19 protein-coding genes are annotated in these 22,060 nt (G+C 45.5%); 11 read left to right on the top strand and 8 right to left on the bottom strand.

Going from position 1 to position 22,060, the window contains the following annotated elements; all coding sequences use genetic code 11:
- Positions 1–54 precede the first annotated feature (54 nt).
- From gnd to zwf, 3 genes are read right to left on the bottom strand one after another with little or no spacing between them, the layout of a single operon-like run.
- Positions 55–1,503 carry a decarboxylating NADP(+)-dependent phosphogluconate dehydrogenase gene (gnd, locus tag KIV41_RS15870; protein ID WP_285336994.1) on the bottom strand — a complete coding sequence of 483 codons (1,449 nt, stop codon included), beginning with the start codon at positions 1,501–1,503 and terminating at the stop codon, positions 55–57.
- A 40-nt stretch (positions 1,504–1,543) separates the two neighbouring features.
- Entirely contained in the window at positions 1,544–2,260 is a 717-nt protein-coding gene (pgl, locus tag KIV41_RS15865) for a 6-phosphogluconolactonase (RefSeq protein ID WP_050910697.1), read from the bottom strand.
- Positions 2,257–3,759, bottom strand: coding sequence for a glucose-6-phosphate dehydrogenase (gene zwf / locus KIV41_RS15860; protein ID WP_038884774.1), 1,503 nt, complete (start codon positions 3,757–3,759; stop codon positions 2,257–2,259). Before zwf ends, pgl begins: the two co-directional genes overlap by 4 nt.
- Before the next feature lie 545 nt (positions 3,760–4,304).
- On the opposite strand from zwf, the gene KIV41_RS15855 reads away from it, so the two are divergent.
- Positions 4,305–5,240: an AraC family transcriptional regulator gene (locus KIV41_RS15855; RefSeq protein WP_285336993.1), complete on the top strand. Its 936-nt coding sequence runs from the start codon at positions 4,305–4,307 to the stop codon at positions 5,238–5,240.
- A 122-nt stretch (positions 5,241–5,362) separates the two neighbouring features.
- A complete protein-coding gene (locus KIV41_RS15850) occupies positions 5,363–7,498 on the top strand; it encodes a TonB-dependent siderophore receptor (protein ID WP_285336992.1) in 2,136 nt (711 codons plus the stop codon).
- Between the two features lie 160 nt (positions 7,499–7,658).
- On the opposite strand, the gene KIV41_RS15845 is transcribed toward KIV41_RS15850, so the two are convergent.
- Positions 7,659–8,345, bottom strand: coding sequence for a response regulator (locus KIV41_RS15845; RefSeq protein ID WP_050933166.1), 687 nt, complete (start codon positions 8,343–8,345; stop codon positions 7,659–7,661).
- Positions 8,342–9,961, bottom strand: coding sequence for a sensor histidine kinase (locus KIV41_RS15840; protein ID WP_285336991.1), 1,620 nt, complete (start codon positions 9,959–9,961; stop codon positions 8,342–8,344). The genes KIV41_RS15845 and KIV41_RS15840 overlap by 4 nt, the downstream gene beginning before the upstream one ends.
- Before the next feature lie 230 nt (positions 9,962–10,191).
- Here KIV41_RS15840 and KIV41_RS15835 point away from each other — a divergent pair, with 230 nt between their 5' ends.
- The 6 genes from KIV41_RS15835 to KIV41_RS15810 all read left to right on the top strand — a co-directional run bounded on the left by KIV41_RS15835 (position 10,192) and on the right by KIV41_RS15810 (position 15,930).
- Complete coding sequence (locus KIV41_RS15835; protein WP_010448345.1) at positions 10,192–10,353, top strand: hypothetical protein; 162 nt, start codon at positions 10,192–10,194, stop codon at positions 10,351–10,353.
- A gap of 445 nt (positions 10,354–10,798) precedes the next feature.
- The gene (locus tag KIV41_RS15830; protein WP_010448347.1) at positions 10,799–11,026 is read left to right on the top strand and encodes a hypothetical protein; all 228 of its coding nucleotides are present in this window, start codon (positions 10,799–10,801) and stop codon (positions 11,024–11,026) included.
- Between the two features lie 150 nt (positions 11,027–11,176).
- On the top strand, positions 11,177–12,592 hold the full coding sequence (locus tag KIV41_RS15825) for a TolC family protein (protein WP_285336990.1): 1,416 nt from the start codon (positions 11,177–11,179) through the stop codon (positions 12,590–12,592).
- 3 nt (positions 12,593–12,595) lie between these two features.
- Complete coding sequence (locus tag KIV41_RS15820) at positions 12,596–13,576, top strand: HlyD family secretion protein (RefSeq protein WP_285336989.1); 981 nt, start codon at positions 12,596–12,598, stop codon at positions 13,574–13,576.
- A gap of 18 nt (positions 13,577–13,594) precedes the next feature.
- On the top strand, positions 13,595–14,782 hold the full coding sequence (locus tag KIV41_RS15815; RefSeq protein ID WP_285336988.1) for an ABC transporter permease: 1,188 nt from the start codon (positions 13,595–13,597) through the stop codon (positions 14,780–14,782).
- Positions 14,779–15,930, top strand: coding sequence for an ABC transporter permease (locus tag KIV41_RS15810; RefSeq protein WP_285336987.1), 1,152 nt, complete (start codon positions 14,779–14,781; stop codon positions 15,928–15,930). Before KIV41_RS15815 ends, KIV41_RS15810 begins: the two co-directional genes overlap by 4 nt.
- 193 nt (positions 15,931–16,123) lie before the next feature.
- On the opposite strand, the gene KIV41_RS15805 is transcribed toward KIV41_RS15810, so the two are convergent.
- Both KIV41_RS15805 and KIV41_RS15800 read right to left on the bottom strand, forming a co-directional pair.
- Entirely contained in the window at positions 16,124–16,924 is an 801-nt protein-coding gene (locus KIV41_RS15805; protein ID WP_252040462.1) for a DUF3626 domain-containing protein, read from the bottom strand.
- Between the two features lie 173 nt (positions 16,925–17,097).
- Positions 17,098–18,006 (bottom strand): LysR family transcriptional regulator, encoded by a 909-nt coding sequence (locus KIV41_RS15800; RefSeq protein WP_285336986.1) that lies wholly within the window; start codon positions 18,004–18,006, stop codon positions 17,098–17,100.
- 169 nt (positions 18,007–18,175) lie between these two features.
- On the opposite strand from KIV41_RS15800, the gene KIV41_RS15795 reads away from it, so the two are divergent.
- The 3 genes from KIV41_RS15795 (at position 18,176) to KIV41_RS15785 (ending at position 20,883) form a co-directional block, all read left to right on the top strand.
- Positions 18,176–18,928 carry a hypothetical protein gene (locus tag KIV41_RS15795; RefSeq protein WP_285337024.1) on the top strand — a complete coding sequence of 251 codons (753 nt, stop codon included), beginning with the start codon at positions 18,176–18,178 and terminating at the stop codon, positions 18,926–18,928.
- Positions 18,929–18,950: 22 nt separating this feature from the next.
- Positions 18,951–20,042, top strand: a complete 1,092-nt coding sequence (locus KIV41_RS15790; protein ID WP_285336985.1) for a DUF1254 domain-containing protein — start codon at positions 18,951–18,953, stop codon at positions 20,040–20,042.
- Between the two features lie 73 nt (positions 20,043–20,115).
- Positions 20,116–20,883: an alpha/beta fold hydrolase gene (locus KIV41_RS15785; protein ID WP_285336984.1), complete on the top strand. Its 768-nt coding sequence runs from the start codon at positions 20,116–20,118 to the stop codon at positions 20,881–20,883.
- Positions 20,884–21,086: 203 nt separating this feature from the next.
- Here the strand turns inward: KIV41_RS15785 and KIV41_RS15780 are convergent, their stop codons facing one another.
- Entirely contained in the window at positions 21,087–21,917 is an 831-nt protein-coding gene (locus tag KIV41_RS15780; protein WP_285336983.1) for an NAD(P)-dependent oxidoreductase, read from the bottom strand.
- Positions 21,918–22,060: the final 143 nt, after the last annotated feature.

The following is a 22,060-nucleotide window of genomic DNA, read 5'->3' as shown; positions in this document are numbered from 1 at the left end:
AAAAAGGATGCCACTTGGGCATCCTTTTGCTTTGATCAGCTTACTGACTGCGAATTAAACGTCGTACGTTGTAGACGCTGTGTCGCCGCCTGTACCAGTCCAGTTAGTGTGGAAGAATTCACCACGTGGACGGTCAATGCGCTCGTAAGTGTGAGCACCGAAGTAGTCACGTTGAGCTTGAAGCAGGTTCGCTGGTAGACGAGCTGTTGTGTAACCGTCTAGGAAAGATAGCGCAGAAATCGTACATGGCATTGGGATGCCAGACTCTAGAGATTTCGCTGCTACTTTACGCCATGCTGCTAGGCTGCCTTGTAGGATGTTTTTGAAGTACTCATCAGAACCTAGGAATGCGATATCTGGGTTCGCTTCGTACGCATCACGGATGTTGCCTAGGAACGCAGAACGGATGATACAACCACCACGCCACATTAGTGCTACGTTACCGTAGTTTAGGTCCCAGCCGTTTTCGTTCGATGCTTCGCGCATTAGCATGAAGCCTTGAGCGTAAGAGATGATCTTAGATGCTAGTAGCGCTTGACGTAGTGCATCAACCCACTCTTGCTTGTCGCCTTCAACTGGAGTGATTGTCTTACCGAATAGAGACTCAGCTTCAACACGTTGGTCTTTCAGTGCAGATAGACAACGAGAGAACACAGACTCAGAGATAAGCGTTAGTGGAATACCTAGGTCTAGTGCGTTGATACCAGTCCATTTACCAGTACCTTTTTGGCCTGCTGTGTCTAGGATCTTCTCAACTAGAGGCTCGCCGTCTTCATCTTTGTAGCCAAGGATGTCAGCAGTGATTTCAACAAGGTAGCTGTCTAGCTCAGCCTTGTTCCAATCAGCGAATACTGCTTGCATCTCGTCCGCAGACATACCAAGACCGTCTTTCATGAACTGGTAAGCTTCAGTGATAAGCTGCATGTCACCGTATTCGATGCCGTTGTGTACCATCTTAACGAAGTGACCAGCACCGTCGTTACCAACCCAGTCACAACATGGCTCGCCAGCGTCAGTTTTTGCAGAGATACCTTGGAAGATTGGCTTAACCGCTTCCCAAGCTTCAGCAGCGCCGCCAGGCATGATTGAAGGACCAAAACGCGCACCTTCTTCACCACCAGATACACCAGTACCGATGAAGTGAATGCCTTTCTCACGGCAATGTGCTACGCGACGGTTTGTATCTGGGTAGTTAGTGTTACCACCGTCGATGATGATGTCGCCTTCGTCTAGAAGCGGAATTAGGTTGTCAATGAACGTGTCAACAACGTCACCTGCACGAACCATAAGCATCACTTTACGTGGTGTTTCTAGCTTCTCTACTAGTTCTTCTAGAGAGTATGCACCGATGATGTTTGTGCCTTTCGCTGGACCTTCCAGGAACTCGTCTACTTTAGCAGCAGTACGGTTGTGAGCCACAACTTTAAAGCCGTGGTCGTTCATGTTTAGGATAAGGTTTTGACCCATTACAGCAAGGCCGATTACACCGATATCACCTTTCATTGTTTCTCTCCAATTGTCTTTTATTCGACTAGCGGCCGCATTAAGCGATTTTTGCCGCTGCGTCTAAATCTAAATACCATTCCGTCAGACCCGCTTTCGCTTGGATCTTCGCTGCCGGATATGGAAGTACGCGTGCTGGTGAGCTGTTAATCTCTTCGATAATGTCGGCTTTACCAGCGCCAAGTACCAAGTAACTGATGCGCTTCGCTGCTTCTAGTACGCGTGCCGTTTTCGATACGCGAATTTGACCAGACTCAGGATGAGAAGCCAACACTGATAAGTTCTCATCATCGTAGTTTGTCTGACCAGGGAACAGTGATGCGGTATGACCATCTGCGCCAACACCAAGCAAGATCCAATCAAACACAGGAGTGCCATTTTCAGTTGGAATCACTTCTGCCATCTCTTTCGCAAAGCGCTGTGCTTCTGCTTCTGGCTCTTCTTCACCACGGATGCGGTGGATGTTCTCAGCAGGAATATTCACCTGTGTAAATAGTAGAGCATTCGCTTCGCCATAGTTACTTTCTGCATCATCAGGCGCAACACAGCGCTCATCACCCCACCAGAAGTGTAGGTTTTGCCACTGAATTGACGTCGCGTAAGCTTCTGTTGCTAGTAGCTTAAACAGCATTTTTGGTGTGCTGCCGCCAGAAAGAGAGATGTGAACAGGTCGGCCCATTTCGCTAAACGCTTTCATGTCGTTAGCAAGGCTTTCTACTACCTGCTCTGCTGTTTGGTAGATCTTGTGGTTGATCATAGTTCGCAGTAGTCCGTATCTGTTAGGTTTTTACAAGGGAAACGCCATGCGCGGTTAGCTCGCTGTAGCAAGTCGTCCGCTTCTTTTGGTCCCCATGTACCACATGCGTATCCGAATAGCGCTTGTGGGTCTTGCTTGAAATCTAGAATCGGTTGCACGTATTTCCAACACGCTTCAACCGCATCGCTACGAGCAAATAGCGTTGCATCACCGTTTAGGGCATCAAGAAGTAGACGCTCATAAGCAGTTAGCATTTGGGTTTCTTGCAGATCAGCGTAGTGGAAGTTCATTTTCACTTCCTTCGCTTTAAAGCCTGCGCCCGGCTCTTTCAGACCAAAGCTCATTTGGATGCCTTCGTCTGGCTGAATACGAATAATCAGCTTGTTCTCTGGTGCGTTTTGACCAAACACTGGGTGTGGTGTCTGTTTAAAGTGGATAACCACTTCTGTCACGCGAGTCGGTAGACGCTTACCTGTACGTACGTAGAAAGGCACGCCATTCCAACGCCAGTTGTTGATGTAAGCTTTCAGGCCGATGTAAGTCTCGGTACGAGAATCGTCTGCTACGCCGTTCTCTTCACGGTAACCCGGAAGATGCTGACCACGAACATCCGATGCTGTGTACTGACCCAATACAAGGTCGTTACGCAGTGCGTTCTCATCCAGCGGTTTAAGACACTGAAGCACTTTAACGACTTCATCACGCATCGCGTCAGCATTGATCTGTGCAGGTGGCTCCATGCCCACCATTGCTAGCACTTGTAGCAGGTGGTTTTGGAACATATCGCGTACAGCGCCAGATCCGTCGTAGTAACCACCACGCTCTTCCACGCCTAAGAATTCTGCGCCTGTGATTTCCACGTAATCAATGAAGTTACGGTTCCATAATGGCTCAAACATCGCGTTAGAGAAACGTAGGACAAGCAGGTTCTGAACCGTTTCTTTACCTAGGTAGTGGTCGATGCGGTAGATCTGATGCTCTTGGAAGTGCTCGTGGATTTCTTTGTCCAACGTGCGCGCTGATTCAAGGTCGTAACCGAATGGTTTTTCGATGATCAGGCGCTTCCAGCCATCTTCCTCATTGTTCAGACCGTGTGCTGCAAGGCTTGCAGGGATCACGCTGTATAGGCTTGGTGGCGTCGCAAGATAGAAAAGCGTATTACGTTGTTCGAATTGGTATTCGTCTGCCAGTTGGTCTAAGCGTGTCGCCAACTTGCTGTAATCTTGTGTGTCAGATGTATTGATTGCTTGGTAATGCAGGTGGTTAATAAATGCATTAAGCGTTTCTGGCTCAGTTTTTTCCATTTCTTGAAGCGATTTTAACAACTTCTCACGGTAAGACTCATCACTGTACTCAGTGCGGCTGACACCTAGAATGGCAAAATTTTCTGGAAGCTGCTTGTTCGCATAAAGGTGGTATAGAGCAGGAATTAACTTACGGTATGTAAGGTCACCTGAAGCACCAAAAATAACGATGCTACTGTTTTCTGGTATTACCATCATCTTTCCCTTAAAAACGAGGTACTTATTGTGTGCCCGGATACGGCTAAAAGGATTGAGCCAACCCTATCAATGGCACCACAAAATAGAAAATTGGTCTTACCTATTACGTTGATAGGTAAAGCCTATAGTCTAAAATTACCGCAATGACTAAACCTCTCACGAGTGTGTGAAATTTAGCGTTTGGAGGTCATTTAAGACACTTATGTCTCTCGAGTACAACCTTGCACTCTGTGGAGGAGATTTCCGACACGGGGGCGTATTGTCTACGAGTATTTGATTTACATCAACACTTGGAAGTGCAAACGTTTAAATAATTTACAAAAATCGTCATAAGACAATGAAAATTAAGAAATAAACACCATTGAAGATTAGAAGCCAAAATTTAAGCAAAAACTCTAAATAGACTACTTATCACTCAAGTTTGCAATCCATTACATAAGCTCTGTGCGCTATGCAGAATTTACAACTCTACTTCATAGTTGTTGATAATGATACTTAATTAAAGATAATGGAGAATTCTATCAACACACGTTAGGACAGCTATGACCCAGGGCTCAGCAAAACAGCAATCGACGTATCGTATTCAAGGCGTATTGGATTACATTCATAGTAATCTTGATTCTCCTTTGAGCGTTGATGACATCTCGCAACAAAGTTGCTGGTCTCGCTGGCAGTTGCAGCGCGTGTTTCAGCAACAAACCGGGCTTTCGGTTGCAAACTACGTGAGAGAGCTTAAGTTAAGCTACGCTGCAGAGCGATTAGTCGCTGGAAGTGAGCGCTCTTTGGATATTGCGCTGGAAATGGGGTTTGCCTCCGAGCACGCATTCAGCCGCGCATTCAAGCAGATGTTTTCTGTCAGCCCTCGTGAGTATCGGAAGAACCAACAGTTATCAGGGTTACGTAAACCATTTACGTTACGCCACCTTCCAGAGGCATCGCACAATGATGGGCACTTTATCGAAGTAAAGATAGAAACGAAACCAAGCTTTTATCTACAGGGGCTTTCTCAACCAATCAGCGGTTTGTTCTCCCCTTCTCCAAACTTCCATTACAAAGTCCCGCAGTTGTGGCTTCAACTTTCTCTTATTGCCGATCAAGTCGAAGAGTCGCCAGTTCGCCATCTCGGTGTTATTGATGTTACCCAACCTCACTTTGATGGTTCAAATCTTCAATATTGGGCAGGTTATGAGCTCGACGACAACGTCCATTTACCAAGCATTCCAAATGCAGTGTCCGATCAACTAGAGACCTTATTCGTACCACAGCAAACTTATGCCGTAATCACTCACATTGGTAAGGCAGCGAAACTTGCGCAAACCCTTGAGTGGTTCATTATGTGTTGGTTACCTGCTTCAAATTATCGCGGTGTCGATGGGTATGAACTTGAAAACTATCCGGCAGACTACCAGGCAGACAGTGATAACGCCCAAATGCAATATTGGTTACCCGTAGAGCGTTACCGCCAACACTCGAACTAAGAGAAAAGTCCTATCCTTTAGAGCGAGTTGCACCAAATTGTTAACTTTTCTATTTTTCCTATCTATAAAATACAAATAACAATCATTATCAATAACTAGAAAAAGTAGTGGAATTAGGAAAAATGGAAACCCCGATTAAATTTCATCGCTCAACACTTGCAGTTGTTGTTTCTGCGCTGATCGCAGGACACGCTGTTGCTGACGAAGACGTAACTCAACTCGAAACAATGACCGTATTAGGCGAAACTTACCGAAATACGGCAACAAAAACGTCATTAGAACCAGAAGAAACCCCACAGGCAATCACCATCATTACCAAGGATGAGATTGATTTACGCGGAGTGAGCACGGTCAGTGAAGCACTTCGTTACTCATCTGGTGTAAATACCGAACTACGCGGTGGTGCCGTTACGCGTCTAGACCTATTCAATATCCGTGGTTTCATTAACTACACCAACTTCTACGATGGTCTCCCGCTCCTATTCAACGGCTGGAACTTACAGCCACAAATTGATGCAGCTGCAGTAGAGCAAGTCGAAGTCTTCAAAGGACCAACGTCTGTTTTATATGGAAACATCCCACCAGGCGGCATGGTCAACATCATTGCAAAAACTCCGCAATCTGAGCCAGCTAACACGGTATCAGTCAGTACTGGCACCAACAGCCTGAAAGAGCTTAACTTCGACACCACGGGGCAAATTGGTGATTCAAACGTGAACTACCGCATCGTAGGGTTGGCGAAACAGCGAGATGGTCAAGCAGAGACATCAAAAGACGAACGTTATCTGATTGCACCTTCATTCGACTGGCAAGCGACAGACAACACGCTTGTTAATGTTAACGTGTACTACCAAAACGATCCTTCGGCAGGTATTTACACCACCGTACCAGCAGCGGGTTCCGTTCTCGATAATCCACTCGGTTCGTTGTCTCCTGATACTTACTTGGGCGACAAAAACTGGAACACCTATGAACGTGAAGTGTTGATGGTTGGCTACAAAATTCTGCACGACTTCAACAACAACTGGCAGTTCTTGCAAAATGCACGTTACATGACGGCTGACTCGTACCAAGAAAACACGTACAACAGCCCATTAGCCGCTGATAATCGCACGATTGGTCGTAATGCTTACCTCACAGATGAAGAGTCAACTTCATTTGTGATTGATAACCAGTTATCTGGCTACGTTGCCCATGGCAATTTCGAGCATAACTTGCTATTTGGGTTAGATTACCAATACCTAGATTCTGATGTGAAATACAAAGACACCTTAGGTTACTCGCTTACGCAAGACATCTTTAATCCTAATCACAATCAGATTGACCGCGACGCTCTAAAGTTCGCTTACCAGCAAGCATTGGACATCAAGACGAAACAGCTTGGCGTTTACTTCCAAGACCAGCTTCGCTACAACAACCTTGTGATGATTGCGGGACTTCGCTGGGATACATACGAATCCGACACCAACACCGTGAGTGATTACCTAGGCACAGTCACACCGAGCAAGGAAAAGCTTGATGAAAACAACATCTCTTTCCGAGTTGGTGCGTTGTACGAGCTTGATTTTGGTCTGTCTCCTTATCTGACTTACTCAGAGAGTTTTGAACCAATCGCGGGGGCTGACGCATCAGGTAAAGCGTTCGACCCTTCTACTGGTCACCAATGGGAGCTGGGCTTCAAATATGCTCCTCTGGGTGGCGACGTATCGGGCAACCTAGCCCTATTCCATATCACCAAGAAAAACGCGATCTTGACCGATCCTAACAACCCGTATGCACCGCAATACCAAGCTGGTGAAGTGGTTTCTCAAGGTGCAGAGCTTGAAGCGAAATGGCAAGCAACGCCGCAAGCTGACCTAACGCTAAACTACACCTATATCGATATGGAAATTAAAGAAGACAGCTACTACCACCAAGAAGGCAAAACGCCAGTTTGGGTACCAGAACAAACCACTTCTTTATGGGCAAACTACTACTACGAAGGTACTTTAGCAGGGCTTCGCACTAGTGCTGGCGTTCGTTACGTAGGTAAAACAGAAATGGATGCACAAAACAGTGACCAAGTGCCAGATTACACCTTGTTTGACCTAGCGGCGAGCTATGACTTGTCGGCGGCTTCACAATCACTCGACGGCGCAAGCGTCACAGTATCTGCGAGCAATATCTTTGATGAGGAATACTACAGCTGTTACGACAAGAACAACTGTTGGTTTGGTGCTGAGCGATCTATCGAAGCGAAGCTTGAATACAAGTTCTAACGCCTAACAAGCCGCTCAAACAAGTTCTTATTCGAGAACATAAAAACAAACCGTATATTTCACAAATGAAAAGCGGTGGCTACCAATAAGCCACCGCTTTTCATTTCTCTTAGCTTTTACTACGGAGCGCTTCTGAACAGTATTTAAAGTTCGAATTGGGTTACCTTGTCACTTTTCTGTAGCAACGCTCAGGTCGTCCTACCGTGCCATAGTTTAAGTCTGCCTCTAATTCACCAGAACTGATCAAGTATTCCAAATAACGTCTGGCCGTTGTTCGGCTGGCACCAATTTGCTCTCCAGCTTCATCCGCCGTATACATCTCTTCGCCGACGAACAACCCTCGAATTTTATCCAAAGTCACCCCATCAATCCCTTTGGGCAATCTTTGCGATGACGTGTCTGATGCCACATTTGATTGCAGCATCTTATCAACTAAATTCTGGTCCAAGCTTTCTGCGACATTGAGTTGTTGGCGTTGCGAAATGTACTTTTGCAATGCGGCCTCCAACCTCGGAAACATCACCGGCTTAAGCAGGTAATCAACTACCCCACCTCGCATCGCTTGTTGTAGTGTATCTACGTCTCTTGCCGCGGTAATTAAAATCACATCACAAGTTTGATTGTTCGCACGAAGCGTATTGAGGATCTCTAATCCTGTTCCATCGGGTAAATACACATCCATGAGCAGCAAATCAGGCTTGAGCACCTCAAGCTGTAATTCTGCTTCCATCCGTGTCGTAGCAATGCCCACCACTTCCAAGCCGGAGAGTTGGCTCAGATATTTATGATGTAGCTCTGCAATAGCAATATCATCCTCGATGATCATGACTCGCGTTGCCGTATTCATACTTGTTCTTCCTTAGGCAAATACACGGTAATTCTCGTTCCATGTTCTGTATTTGGCAGCATCTCAACATAACCGTGATAACGCGTCGCCAGTTGATTAACAAGATGCAATCCCACACCTCGATTCTGACGCGACTTGGTTGAAATGCCCTTTTTCAAGAGCTCTTGTGGCTCAATATTTTCCGGTAGACCACACCCTTGGTCGACTACCTCTAAAATCACTTCGTTGCCGTAATCACTGATCGACACATCAATGCTACGACGCTCCAACGCAAACACAGATTCAACACGAATGGCAGACAACGTCGCATCGAAAGCGTTGTCGATCAGATTGCCAAGTACCGTGACCAGATCTTCTGCATTTAACCACTCAGGTAATGGCTCCAATCGACTGCCTTCTTCTACCACTAACTGTAATCCCAGTTCACGTGCACGCTCGGTTTTACCCAGTAACATGCCAGCAATAAGCGGGTCTTTGATGGTATCGCGTAAAAATTCTATCATCGCTTGATAGTGCGCTGTCTCTTGCCCAATCAATTGTTGAACCGCTTCGAGTTCCCCCATCTGAACCAATCCGCTGATCGTATTAAGCTTATTTCTGTGCTCGTGAGTCTGAGAGCGAAGCAAATCGGCGTATTCTTTAGTTTGCGAAAGCTGTTCAGTAAGTTCGTTTATTTCATCACGCAGACGGAAACTGGAAACCGCACCGACGATTTTTCCTTCGACGTAGATTGGCGAACGGTTGGCAATTAAACGCTTGTGATTAAGGAAGATCTCGATATCGTGATCTTCTTGCCCTGTTTCCAGCACGGTATACAAATCGCTGTCTCTCAGGGTATCTGTCAGCGGTTTATTCAGAGCCGATTCCCTTTCAATACCTAAAATCTGACACGCACTTCGGTTGATGGAACGCAATACACCTTGGGCATCAATACTTAATACCCCTTCTTTAATAGTGCTCATGGTGACGTCGAGTTCACCGTACAAACGCCCAATTTCCTCTGGTTCAAAACCCAAAATGGCACGCTGAAATTTTCGGGATGCATAGTTGGAAACAATCGCGTTGGCAGCAACAACGATTAATGCCATTAAGATAAGGAATGTAAAGAAAGGCTCGATGCGGTCTTGTAAGCGTTCCAGCAAATAACCGACCGAAACCACACCGATGATGTTGCCTTGTTGATCGAAAATTGCTGCTTTACCACGAACGGAATAACCCAACGATCCTTGAGCCGTAGAGATATAGGACTTCCCTTCCACCAGCGCTCTTTGGTTGTCACCGCCTTTCATCGGCTTGCCAATACGCTCGTCGACAGGGTGAATCAGACGCATGCCATCTTTATCGCCGATAACAATAAACGCAGCACCTAACGCATCGGTCATTTCACGAAATCGCTGTTGGTATGGCTCAGAGTTTTGAGCTTCGATCATCTCGATGACGATATGGGATGTCGATAGGAAACGCGCAACACCTAGTGCTTTCTCCCCCATCTCTTGTTCTTGATCGAATTTAAGGTAAGTAAAGCCCGCAGCCACAAGGATAAGTAACTCAATCAACCCTGAAAGGGTCATTATAATGAGCATACGCTTGCGAAAGCTGATCGTACTCCAACTCATGAACTTTCCCTTATCCCTGTAAAACATCCACGTCTTTGTGGTGACACCCTCTAAATTAACACTGAGTTAACAGACTGGCTTTCATCAAATGACAATTCTGTGAACAGACGGAATGATCTCGGCAAATTGCGTTCAATTTATCGCCGGGTTAAAGAGAAATGGGTTATCGCTCAACATTACACATGAATAGAGGTAAACTTTCGCCACAGTTCAACTTGAAATGAAATCCAATGAGAAAGTTCTACGTAACCGAAGGCAATATAAACGCCAAGAAGCAAAAACTCGCTTACCCTAAGCTTGCACTTTGCGACCAATGCGTAAAGGAGTATGTAGTGATTAGCGAAGGCGAACGTACTTACGAAGAATGCGCTAAATGCGGAGCCGACGACTAACCGTCTTTGTTAATATTAAGCGACTCGAGGCAAGCGCCAGATCTTGCCTCTATCTCTATAAATCACTCGCCCCGACGGGCTAGTTTATAGACGCCATGAAATATCAAAAAACAATCATATTACCAACGAAATAATGTTGTAATTTATTCAGCATCATACAAATTTTGCCATCTAAATCTTGAACATGATCACAACAGATTTAGCTGTTTTTGAGGCGTTTTTATATTTTCCGTCGTATACTTTTTAGTCAGAAGCCATTAAGAGCTTCATTATGATAAAGCAGCCTACTGGAAGTCTATTTAACGCTCAGCACTTGCGTCAGAAAATTTGAAGACACATTGATAATAAAATACAAATACTGACCGTAGGACAAACACTTAGACACCATCTGCAACTGCAATAACTATAAATGGAGATGCTTTATAGTTAAAAGGAAACTCAAAACATGGAACGCGATACATTTGGAATTTGCCTGAATAAGGCTATGCTGTCAGAGAATATGTATTCAACGTTTACTCACGTCAGAGCTTATGAAAAGAGCGACGCCAGCACATCAGATTTAAAAGTATTACTATCATTTCCACAGATGACTGGTAAAGACTTACTGAATACTATGCGAGGCTCTCGTCAGCTTGAATGGAGAGCAGAATACCATTGCCCTTCAATGAAGTGATTTAGCACCAGTCACACAACTATGCTGCGTCTAGCTTAGGACTTCTTAACTGGACGCAACATTTATCCAACATTTCTTTTGTCCAATCACTTAACACTGTCTCATGAATACTTTATATTAGAGCTTATACTCTAAAGCAAAGTAGCCACTATGAAACAAACCGGAAAGTTCTGGATTTTGGGCCTTCTCAGCAGCTCGATTTCTCTTGCCTGTCACTCTGCTCCCATCACATTCGATGATGCATGGAATTTGTTGTTAGAAAACAACTATTCCCTTAAAGCGCAACGCGCTAACGTAGAAAGCTATGAATACCAGCAAAGCGCGACAGACAACCTCAACTTGCCACAAGTCAGCATCGGCGCGAATTACACGCGTTTAGATACAGACGTGACCCTATCTGGTCAGCAAATTCTCGATAGCACTGGGCAACACATCAGCGTGCCACCCGTTTTCCAACCTATTTTTAGTGCTCTCGCAAACACCACATCGACGATCACAGAGCGTGACATCTTCTCTTCTTCTATTCGCGCTATTTGGCCTATCTTTACTGGCGGCCGCATCAATGCGGCTCAAACCGCCGCAGAAGGTAAAACGGACGAGGCGAAAAGCCAGCTCGCGATGGAGCAACAAGCCCGCTTTGAAGATCTCTCTAAATACTACTTTTCTGTTGTTCTAGCCAAAGAAGTATTGGCAACACGCCAAGCGGTAGAAAAAGGCTTAACCAAGCACCGTGATTTTGCGATTAAAATGGAAGAACAAGGCCAAATCGCTCGTGTTGAACGCCTTCAAGCTGAAGCGTCATTAGACAAAGCTAAAGTTGAAACGCGAAAAGCCACCAGTGACCTGAGTATCGCTCAAGCGGCTCTGGGCAAGATCTTAGCGCAGAACGACTCGGTAGAGCCTTCAGAAACCCTATTCATTAACAACAATCTACCGCCGTTGAGCGCGTTTGTTGATCAAACCCTGCTGACCTACCCCGGCTTAGATTTGTTGGATGCCAAACACAAACAAGCATCAAGTCTAATCAAAGCTGAAAAAGGCAAATATTACCCAGAAGTTTACCTGTACGGTGATTACAGTCTGTATGAAGACGATTCCCTTGCCAGCCAAATGAAACCAGATTGGTTAGTGGGTGTGGGCGTAAACATCCCACTGATCGAGTCCACTGGCCGCAGCGAAAAAGTGAAAGCGGCACAAAGCATGGTCACCCAAGTGGATGCGCTGAAATCACAAGCGAAGCAAGACTTGTCGCTTCTAGTACAAAAGACCTACCTAGAAGCACAACAAGCCATTGATGAAGTGCAAGGTCTAGAATCTAGTATCGCCCTTGCAAACGAGAACCTACGCTTGCGCGAAAAAGCATTCACTCAGGGCTTATCGTCCTCTTTGGATGTCGTTGACGCGCAACTGTATGTCGCCAGCGTAGAAACACAGCAATCAGCGGCACGTTTCCGTTATCTGATTTCTTTAACCAAACTATTAGCACTGAGCAGCGAAATGAACAGCTTCGCTCAATACCAACATACTGCTTACGTTCCAGCATCAGCATCCAAAGAGGCAAAATAAGTCATGGCAGCAAAATCTCTAAAACCCGCTCTACTATCACTTTGTGCTTTGGGTGTCGCTTCTTGGGTTGGTTACCAGTTCTACCAAGCGTATCAACCAGAACCAGCACGTTTACAAGGTTTGATTGAAGCGCAGCAATACAGCATCTCTTCTAAAGTCCCAGGTCGTATTGATGAAGTCATGGTGCGCAAAGGCGATGATGTAGAAAAAGGTCAATTGATCTTCACTCTTCACAGCCCAGAAATCGAAGCAAAACTAGAACAAGCCAAGGCGGGTGAAAAAGCCGCTGGCGCCTTGGCATTAGAAGCAGAAAAAGGCGTGCGTGAGCAACAAATCCAAGCCGCAAAAGACCAATGGTTGAAAGCGAAAGCCGCGGCGGACTTGATGGAAAAGACTTACCAACGCGTAAACAACCTTTATAAAGATGGCGTAGTTGCGGAGCAAAAACGTGATGAAGCCATGACGCAATGGCAAGCATCTAAATACACCGAAAGCGCAGCGTTTCAAATGTACAACATGGCGAAAGAAGGCGCGCGTAGCGAAACCAAAGTCGCAGCAGCAGAAAAAGCACGCATGGCGGCTGGCGCAGTTGCGGAAGTAGAAGCGTACGCAAAAGACACGCAAATCTTTAGCTGGTTTGATGGCGAAGTCTCTCAAGTTCTATTGCAAAGCGGCGAACTTGCACCTCAAGGCTTCCCGGTTGTGACGGTTATTGATACGCAAGATTCTTGGGCGACACTGAACGTACGCGAAGATTTGCTAAAACACTTCACCAAAGGCACCACATTCAAAGCTTACTTACCAGCGTTAGATAAAGACGTTGAATTTAAAGTGACTCACGTTGCGGTAATGGGTGATTTCGCAACATGGCGCGCGACAGACGCATCGAAAGGTTTTGATCTTCGAACATTCGAAGTCGAAGCTCGCCCTACCCAACCAGAGCCTGAGCTACGCATGGGCATGAGTGTTGTGGTTGAGCTGTAATCGCGTTGGTTTAAAACTATGACGATTCAAATCTCACAACAACAAGTCCTGCGGCGCGATAAATGGCTGTTATCTTGCTTGACATGGGTGCCGATCTTATTGGCAGTCACCATTTGGGGCGTTTTCTCTGCAGGCATTGCCAGAGATCTCCCGATTGGAGTGGTTGATTTGCAGCACTCACAATTGTCACGCAAGATGATTCAATCTCTTGATGCCTCTTCAACCCTTTCTGTTGATTACCACTTCACCAGTGCAACAGAAGCGAAGAATGCGATGGTCGAGGGTGATATCTACGCTTACGCCGTGATTCCCCCTCAATTTGACCAAGACATTCTTTTGCATCGACAACCGCAGCTATCGGTCTTCTTTAACAGCCAATACATTTTGGTTGCGAAGCTGATTAACTCTGCGGTTGCGCAATCTCAAGGGTATTTTGATGCTCAGCTTGAAGCCATGGGTAACCTAGCAAAAGGCAATACCACAACGTTGGCCGCCATTGGGCAGGCCGTACCGATTTCCACCCAGATTACAGCTCTGTTTAACCGTAACACCAACTACGCTCAGTTCTTGGTCACCGCGATTGTGCCTGCTATCTGGCAAATCTGCGTCGTGGTCAGCACTATTTTGATCCTCGCAGCGCATTTTCGCCTTTATGGTAACGGCAACAACAGCTTTGCCTTCTTAGGCGAGCGCCCTTTCACTCGACTAAGCAAAATTCTAAGCCAGTACATTCCTGTCTTTATGGCGCAAGGCGCGCTGTTCTTAGTCTGGTTTTATGTGGTGCTTGATTGGCCGATGGAAGGCAGTTATCTAGTGATGTTGTTGGCGCAGTTCGTAACGACTATCGCATGCATCATCATGGGAGCATTGTTCTTCTTCCTATCGATGGATCCTGCACGCGCGATGAGCTTTGCCGGTGCATTTACGGCACCGAGCTTCGCGTTCATGGGGATTACCTTCCCGGTTTCCGACATGAACGCGTTGGCGCAAGCATGGCGAGGCTTATTACCAATTACGCATTACATCGAAGTTCAAGTGGATCAAGCAAGCTACGGCGCAAGTGCAGCACAATCTCTTGGCTCACTCTGGCCAATGGTTGGGTACATTATTCCGCTACTGATGACGGCAGCACTGATGGCAAAACATCGTAACACGGCGTTGAAAAATGGCGCGCCTTCAACAGATAGCAAACAGGAGGCAGTATGACACTGTGGCGACTGATTAAAACAGAACTTCGCTCAGTGATGACCAATCCTGTCGTGGTACTGACTGTCTTTGGTGGCGTGGTGTTTTACTCCTTCTTGTACCCGCTTCCTTATGCGCAACAAACGCCAAGAGAGCAGCCGATTGCAATTGTGAATCTCGATGGCAGCCAAACAAGTTTAACTCTAGAGCGTATGGTCGACGCGACGCCTCAGGTTAAAGTCGTGACGCGTTTACACACGATTGCCGATGCAAAACAAGCATTCTTAAATCGTGAAATCACTGGCTTCTTGGTGATTCCAGAACACTTCTACAAAGACTTGATGCTTGGCAGCAGTCCTACTCTGGCTTATGCTGCCGACGCTTCTTACTTCTTGGTCTACGGCACCGTGGTAGAAGGCTTGGCAACAGCAGGTGGTACGCTTGGCGCTCAAGTTAAAGTAAGCAAGATGGTGATCGATGGCGTGCCGCTGAGCATGGCCAGCCATGACTACTCTGCAATCAAACTCAACATGAAGCCAACCTTCAACCCGACCATGGGCTACATCGAATACGTGGTGCCAGCAGTGTTTGTATTGATCCTTCAACAAACATTGATCATGGCCGTCGGCTTGCAGACAGGTACACAACGTCATGGTCGCGGTTATTGGTCTCAAGTGCCAACGGGTGCTCTGCTACTTGCCAGAACCTTGGTCTTCGTAGCTATCTACTACCTACTCAGCGCCTACTACTTTGGCTTCAGTTTTGAACGCTTGAACGTCAACCATGTTGCCAACGCAGGCGAATTGTTGACCTTGCTGTTGCCGTTCTTGCTCGGCTGTTGTGGCTTAGGTTTGTGGCTTGGGTATTTGCTACCAAGACGCGAGCTAGTGACGTTAGTCGTACTGGTTAGCTCAATGCCATTAATCTTCTTAGCAGGTTTTATTTGGCCTGTAGAGTCGATCCCTGCCCCGCTACTTTGGTTTGCAGACTTGAGCCCGAGCACTTGGGCAATCAAAGGCTTTTTAGCACTCAACCAGATGGGCGCAACGTGGCAGCAAGTCGCAAAACACTGGACCGCACTTTGGGTGCTTACAGTACTTTGGGGAGGCGTTGCTTACTGGATTGCCAAACGCAATACCAAACCAGTAGTAACAGAAAGCTTAGGTTAACGGCTGTTTATCCAATAAAGCAAAGGGGCTCACGTAGCCCCTTTTTGTTTGCGTGGGTGTTCTAGTGACTGAGCTGAGCTGAAGAGTCATTGACTTACTTCTGGACAATAACGTGTTAGATCTAATACTTTACAACGGCGCGTTTTACCAAATTAAGCTAATGCGAAAAGCTAATTTGTCTAGAAAGAAGAAACTATCGCTTTCGGCCAAACCTAGCCAAGTAGTGCCAAATTTTTTTGATATCTTGTTCTTCATAGCCATGCTCAGTTACAGCTAAACCTAGTAACTTGGCATTGAGCATACCATTGGGGACAAGCTCTCTAGCCAAATCAATAAATGACTGACCTCGATAGTCTGGGTAGCGGCTCATTTCTTCTACTGATAATTCAAAACCGCCATGCCACTCCAAAGGAGCCCCTAGCTCCAGCGCTTGGTCGTGAATTTCACTGCCTTTATAAATGGGATCTAACACGACACTCTCAATGTCATTTCGAATAGACACAACCCCGTGAATATGGGCTTCAATATAATCATCTAACAAGTCTGCACATGAAGAGTTCGCCTTGTCTATCACAGATTCTAGACGATTTGAAACAGCGAAGTCCTGTGGTTCAAAGTAACTATCTGGATAACAGAATGTTGTTCGTTCTAGTGTATGAGGTTTTAATTTAAAATATGAAGAACCAAAGCGAGGTGCCGCCCCAACGTCATAGTTTCGAAAATTCAGCGCCCCATATTCGGGGCGAAAGCAATTGTCTACTTTATCGTAAGCTCTACCAAAAATACTTTGTTCCCAAAGGCATCGCTCCCCACCTTTGTATGCAGTGAGTCCACCATTGCTGGTTTGAGTTTCAAACTGAGACTTTAAGTACCCATCTTGCGCTATCGCTAAGAGTAAAGGTTTATTGGATGTAGTGTATCGATCAGGGTGAAAGTTGATTGTGACATCATGATTGATACAAATAGACTCTCTATCAGACTTGGTTTTCACCATCTCTATCGCCTTAAGCACAGCGTTTACCGTCACAATGGTCCTTTTGGGTTTGCTTGTATTAGTTGAAGTTCATAAGCGCTAGTATGGCATAGTCAAAAGCAGTCTATCTAGATAAGGGGCAATTCTAAGTTAGGGATTAACCTAATTTCACCGTCTATGAATGACAGTAAGTTCTAGAAAGTCGATTCAAGTATCAATTCAATCTCTTTAATCAACCAAGCGTTCAATGCAAGGTCCTTTGTTTGGTATAGGTAGTAGGCATAAATATCCATATTGTATTTTGGTGACTGCTCGATGGACTCGACACACTTGATACCCTCTGGTAGTGGTTCAGTTGAGCGTATCATTGGAAATATCGCGTCTGAGCGGCGAATAGCGTCGAAATTGACTTGAGGCGAGTCAGACTTCAGAGCGACGTTCGGCATATAGCCTGCTTTAAGTAAGGTATCCTCCGCTGTTTCGTGTCGACTACGCCAATCCGGTGTCCGAATAAGAACCAAAGGGTATTGAGCAATATCCTTCAGCGTCACAGACTTCAACTTGGTCAGTGGATGCGCTTCGCGAACACAGATTACATAACGGCTCTTTGGCATCAATTGCTGCCTTATCTGCTTCGAATAGCTTTCTGGGCCATAGTCCAAAGCGACGTGTACCTTTCTTGATAGAAGCGCCGACTCAACCTGCCATGTCCAATCCATGAGCTCAAATTGGGCGTTAGGCGCTCGCTTACTCAACTCTCGATACAGTTGAGCCCCTATAGCATTGGTGAGCGCATTCGTTAGGCTGATAGAGATCTTCCCTTCGTATTGCATTGGATTGAAGCCCCCGCTTTCCTCAAGCAATCCATCGATTTGCTCTATCAAACTGGGTAAAGACTTCTCAATATCTAAGCAACGCTCTGTTGGCACTAATCCATAACGTTCTCTCACAAAAAGAGGGTCATCAAACGTATCTCTTAAACGATTCAAAGCATGGCTGACGGCTGATTGACTCAGGTTCAGCACCTCAGAAGCTTGGCGTGTGTTTTGAGTGTCTATCAAAACGCGTAGAACTTTAAGTAAGTTGTAATCAAACGATTTCATTAGCAAGCCTCTGAAAAGAATAACGACTTAGATATTAATATAATTAATTTCTAGCAATCAACAGCTTCACTTCTGAGCATATCTCAATTTTCCTAAGATACGTCTATCGCCTCAACAACGGAAAGCAGAAGATATGTTTCAAACCAAACGACTTCCATTAATCCTCGGTATGCTCATGGCTACACCTTTAGCTTATGCAGACCAACACAGCAACCAAGGCACGGAAGCCGTTCAAGACATGTCAGACCCACTCGCGGTGTATACACAAGTTGGTATGGGATACACAGACAAGGGTATCAACCTCAAAATGGGTCAGACCTTCGATACAGGCAGCGATACAACGATGGGCATGAATGTATTGGAACTAAAAGGGGCTTTTGGTGATGCACTCGGAGTGCGTGACTATGCCAATGACAGCATTGATAGCCTGCGCTTACGCCGCTTTGGGGTTGACCTCACCAATGGTCGAGGTTCTCAAGTGGACTTCAACTACAACTTCGATACGGAAGCCGGTTCGCTTTCTTACAGCCTAATCCAAGCCGTACCTGCGTTTGGTGCACTGCAACTTTATCCACTAGCCGGAGTGGGCGCTGCATTTGCTAACAACGCTCTCAATGACAATGGCGAAACGATCAGTGGCTATACGGTACCCGGCACATTCGCGGTGGTGGGGACTTACAGCAAACTCGAGTTAACCGATAACATTTGGCTGAACTACAACCCAATGTTTATGAAGACACTGTCTGGTTCGGATAACTACAAAAACCATGCGTTTGTGGATGATGACAATGTGCTGAATCACGAGTTTGCCGCGTCTTACCAAATCAATCCTAAGTTCAACGTTCGTTATTTCGCCCAGTGGAATGAACAGCTTAGCTATAAAGACGGCACTCACATCATCGAATTTAATTACCAGCTTTAATAATTTGCATAAGGTAAACACTATGAAAAAGACAACTCTTGCGCTTTCAATCGCCCTACTTTCATCTTCAGTATTTGCGACAACGAACACTGCTGAGGTGATCGCCAATATTGACTCTTCAAATTGGGCTGTGAACCCTCTTGATTTCGGTATGACAGCAATGGAATACCAGCAGAAAGAAGGCGACCTGTTTGCGCTGAACATGCTAAACCGAGGTCAGATTAATGAATTCATTCACTTCCCAGGGCTGAGCAAAGCGGGTGATAACTGGGTTGTCACCCCAAATGTGGATACGGTTTACTCACTCGCTATTATTGATACTCGTGAAGGCTTTACTATCGAAGTGCCTGAAATGGGTGATCGTTTTATGTCTTTGCACATTCAAGACCAGAACCATACGTTTGTTGAATATGTATGGGAGCCAGGTGTCTACGAATACGCTGCTGGTGAAATTGATACAGACTATGTCTTCGTTGGCATTCGTACAGGTACCGATGCGACGCAAGAAGATCTCGATTACATCAAAGATGTTCTACAGCCAAAGATGAAGATTGAATCAAACTCTGCCGTTGCCTATGAGACAGGCACAACCGAAGAACAAGTGGCGGCACTGCGCAATGCTCTGCTTGATGAGTGGGGAAACCTGCCAAACATGTACGATTCGGTTCAGTTCAATATCCATGACGTGAGTGACTGGGAAAAGTGGACCTACACAATCGCTGGCTCATGGGGATTAAGTCCTGAATCAACGGCAATGTACGCATCATGGGCACCTGAAAATACCGAAGCAGGAAAATGCTACACCGCGACATTTGACGCTATCCCTGCAAAAGCATTTGGTTCTCTAACCATGTATGACTCGCAAAACTACCTGATGACCGATGAAAACAACATCGTAAGCACTAGTCGTCCAGAATTTAAGAGTCATGAAGATGGCAGCTTTACCGTTATCTTTGGTGATCAGAAATGCCAAAGCATTGCAGAGGCGCAGAACGTAAACTTTGCCCAAACCAATGTCGATGGTTGGCGTGGTCAGATTCGCGCATATCGCCCAGATGTCGAAGCGATGAAGCAGTACCAACTACCTGAACTTAAAGAAATATCGGTGAACTAAACCAATCTTAAACTTCCTGATGCCCTTATCTCATTTTCCGTGATAAGGGCTTCATCATATTAAGATTTTCGATATGAGTATCACGCAAAACATCTTATTGCAGCCGTTGGTATTACTTCTCTTGCTAGTCACCGTTGGCTGTTCGAACTTCCCAGAACCGCAAGTTGAGAACGATGAAGCTGATTTGGTCATCCTTGCCCATGGATTGGCGAAAAGTGGTCGAGCAATGGGGGCATTGACTAAGGAACTCAGGGCTGCTGGCTATCAAACTTGTACCCTAGACTACCGCTCAATTGGTATTAAAAAGAAAGCACTGATCGAACAGGCATATTTACAAATCAACAGTTGCTTAGACCAAAGCGCAAATACACAAACGGTTCATTTCGTTGGGCACTCACTTGGAGGATTATTGATTCGACACTACCTTCAAGAGGAGCATGCCTTTTTACAGCAAAAGCGATTGGGTAGAGTTGTGATGATTGGCACGCCGAACCACGGAAGCACAGTCGCGGATCACTATGCTGACAAGTTTTGGATGAACTGGCTGGGCGAAATCCCCCTAGCATTAACAACATCAGAAGAGAGCTTTGGCGCGATGCTGGGAGACCCAAATTATAAGGTAGGGATCATCGCGGGTACTCAGGGATATAACTGGACGAATCGATATTTTGAAGAACCGAATGACGGCTTAGTGAGCGTAAATTCCGCAAAACTAGCAAATATGCATGCCTACATTGAGGTTAACCTATCACATCACCAATTACGCTCCGATCCGTTAGTAGTATCGCTGATTTTATCCTATCTGAAGTACGGGGTATTCATAAAAGCTGAGCGATTGTAAACACGTTCTGGGGCAAAAACGATTTAACTCCACAGAACTAAACCGTTTCTATCAGGCCAGAAAAAGGGTCTTCAAACCATAAATCGTACTATGAGCTTACCTAACGAAAATTTGGGATAATTACTGGTATCTCTGGTAATAGACCTACCAACGCCATTACGCTCGCTAGTTCTATATAAGTCCCCTACGAAGAAGTGAAGTTATTACGTTTTTATTCTTGAATATGTACTCAAGTTATCCCAAAACAGCGACTCCTTTGCTGGTTTTTTCTCTGTACAAGCGCTAGGCTCGCTCTCGACTGCAAAGCTCATATTCCACGCGTCAAAAGCATCTGCTTTCGGGTCATAGCCAAGAGACTTTTTAGTTTCAGTAATGTCCAACCTCTTAAAGCGATTATTTGAGATTCCATGAGCGATGACGAAAGGTTCATCCTTTAATTCAGACTCAATGCTTTTTATTAGCAATAAGCAGAGGTCTTGCGGTTCACTCCATGCACTCAAGTCTCGTGAACTCATTTGTCTCCACTCCTGCTGATACTCAAAAGCACCAACTCGGACAGCGACTACCTCAATATTTTTTTGATACGCATAGTATGCACCAAGTGCTTCGCCAAAGACTTTGCTGACACCGTATAGATTCTTAGGACGTGTCGGCATATCTTCTTTTACTTGAATATCAAGCGGATAACCTTCGATTGTTTGCGCGCTACTCGCATACACCACGCGATCAACTCCACTTTCATACGCACTTTGAAAGATGTTGTAAGCACCAACGATATTGGCAGGTAGTAAGTGCTTGAATGGCGTATCAGGAGAAGCGAGCCCCGCTAAATGAACCACAACATCGATATTATTCTCTTGAAACACTGAACGAACAGCAGCTAGATCACTAATATCTAACTTTATTCCTCGCTCATCATCGACACTCAGATCTGCGAGGATCAATTTGTAATCAGGTAAAAAGTCGTCGATATACTTTACCAATGCAGAGCCAATTCTGCCGTTTGAGCCCGTAATTAAGATTGTTTTCGACATTTATATCCTCCGATAAACAACACTGTAGTTGTTTGCACGTTGCGCTTACTCAACAAGTTCTTTTAGTTTGGAACTTGAGTTTGTGCTTTCAATTTGGAGATAGACTAATTACCATGTTGATATTAGTAAATTGACATAATTTA

Source organism: Vibrio sp. D401a (assembly GCF_030248515.1).
GTDB lineage: Bacteria > Pseudomonadota > Gammaproteobacteria > Enterobacterales > Vibrionaceae > Vibrio > Vibrio rotiferianus.
This window is presented reverse-complemented; position numbering and strand designations above follow the sequence as displayed.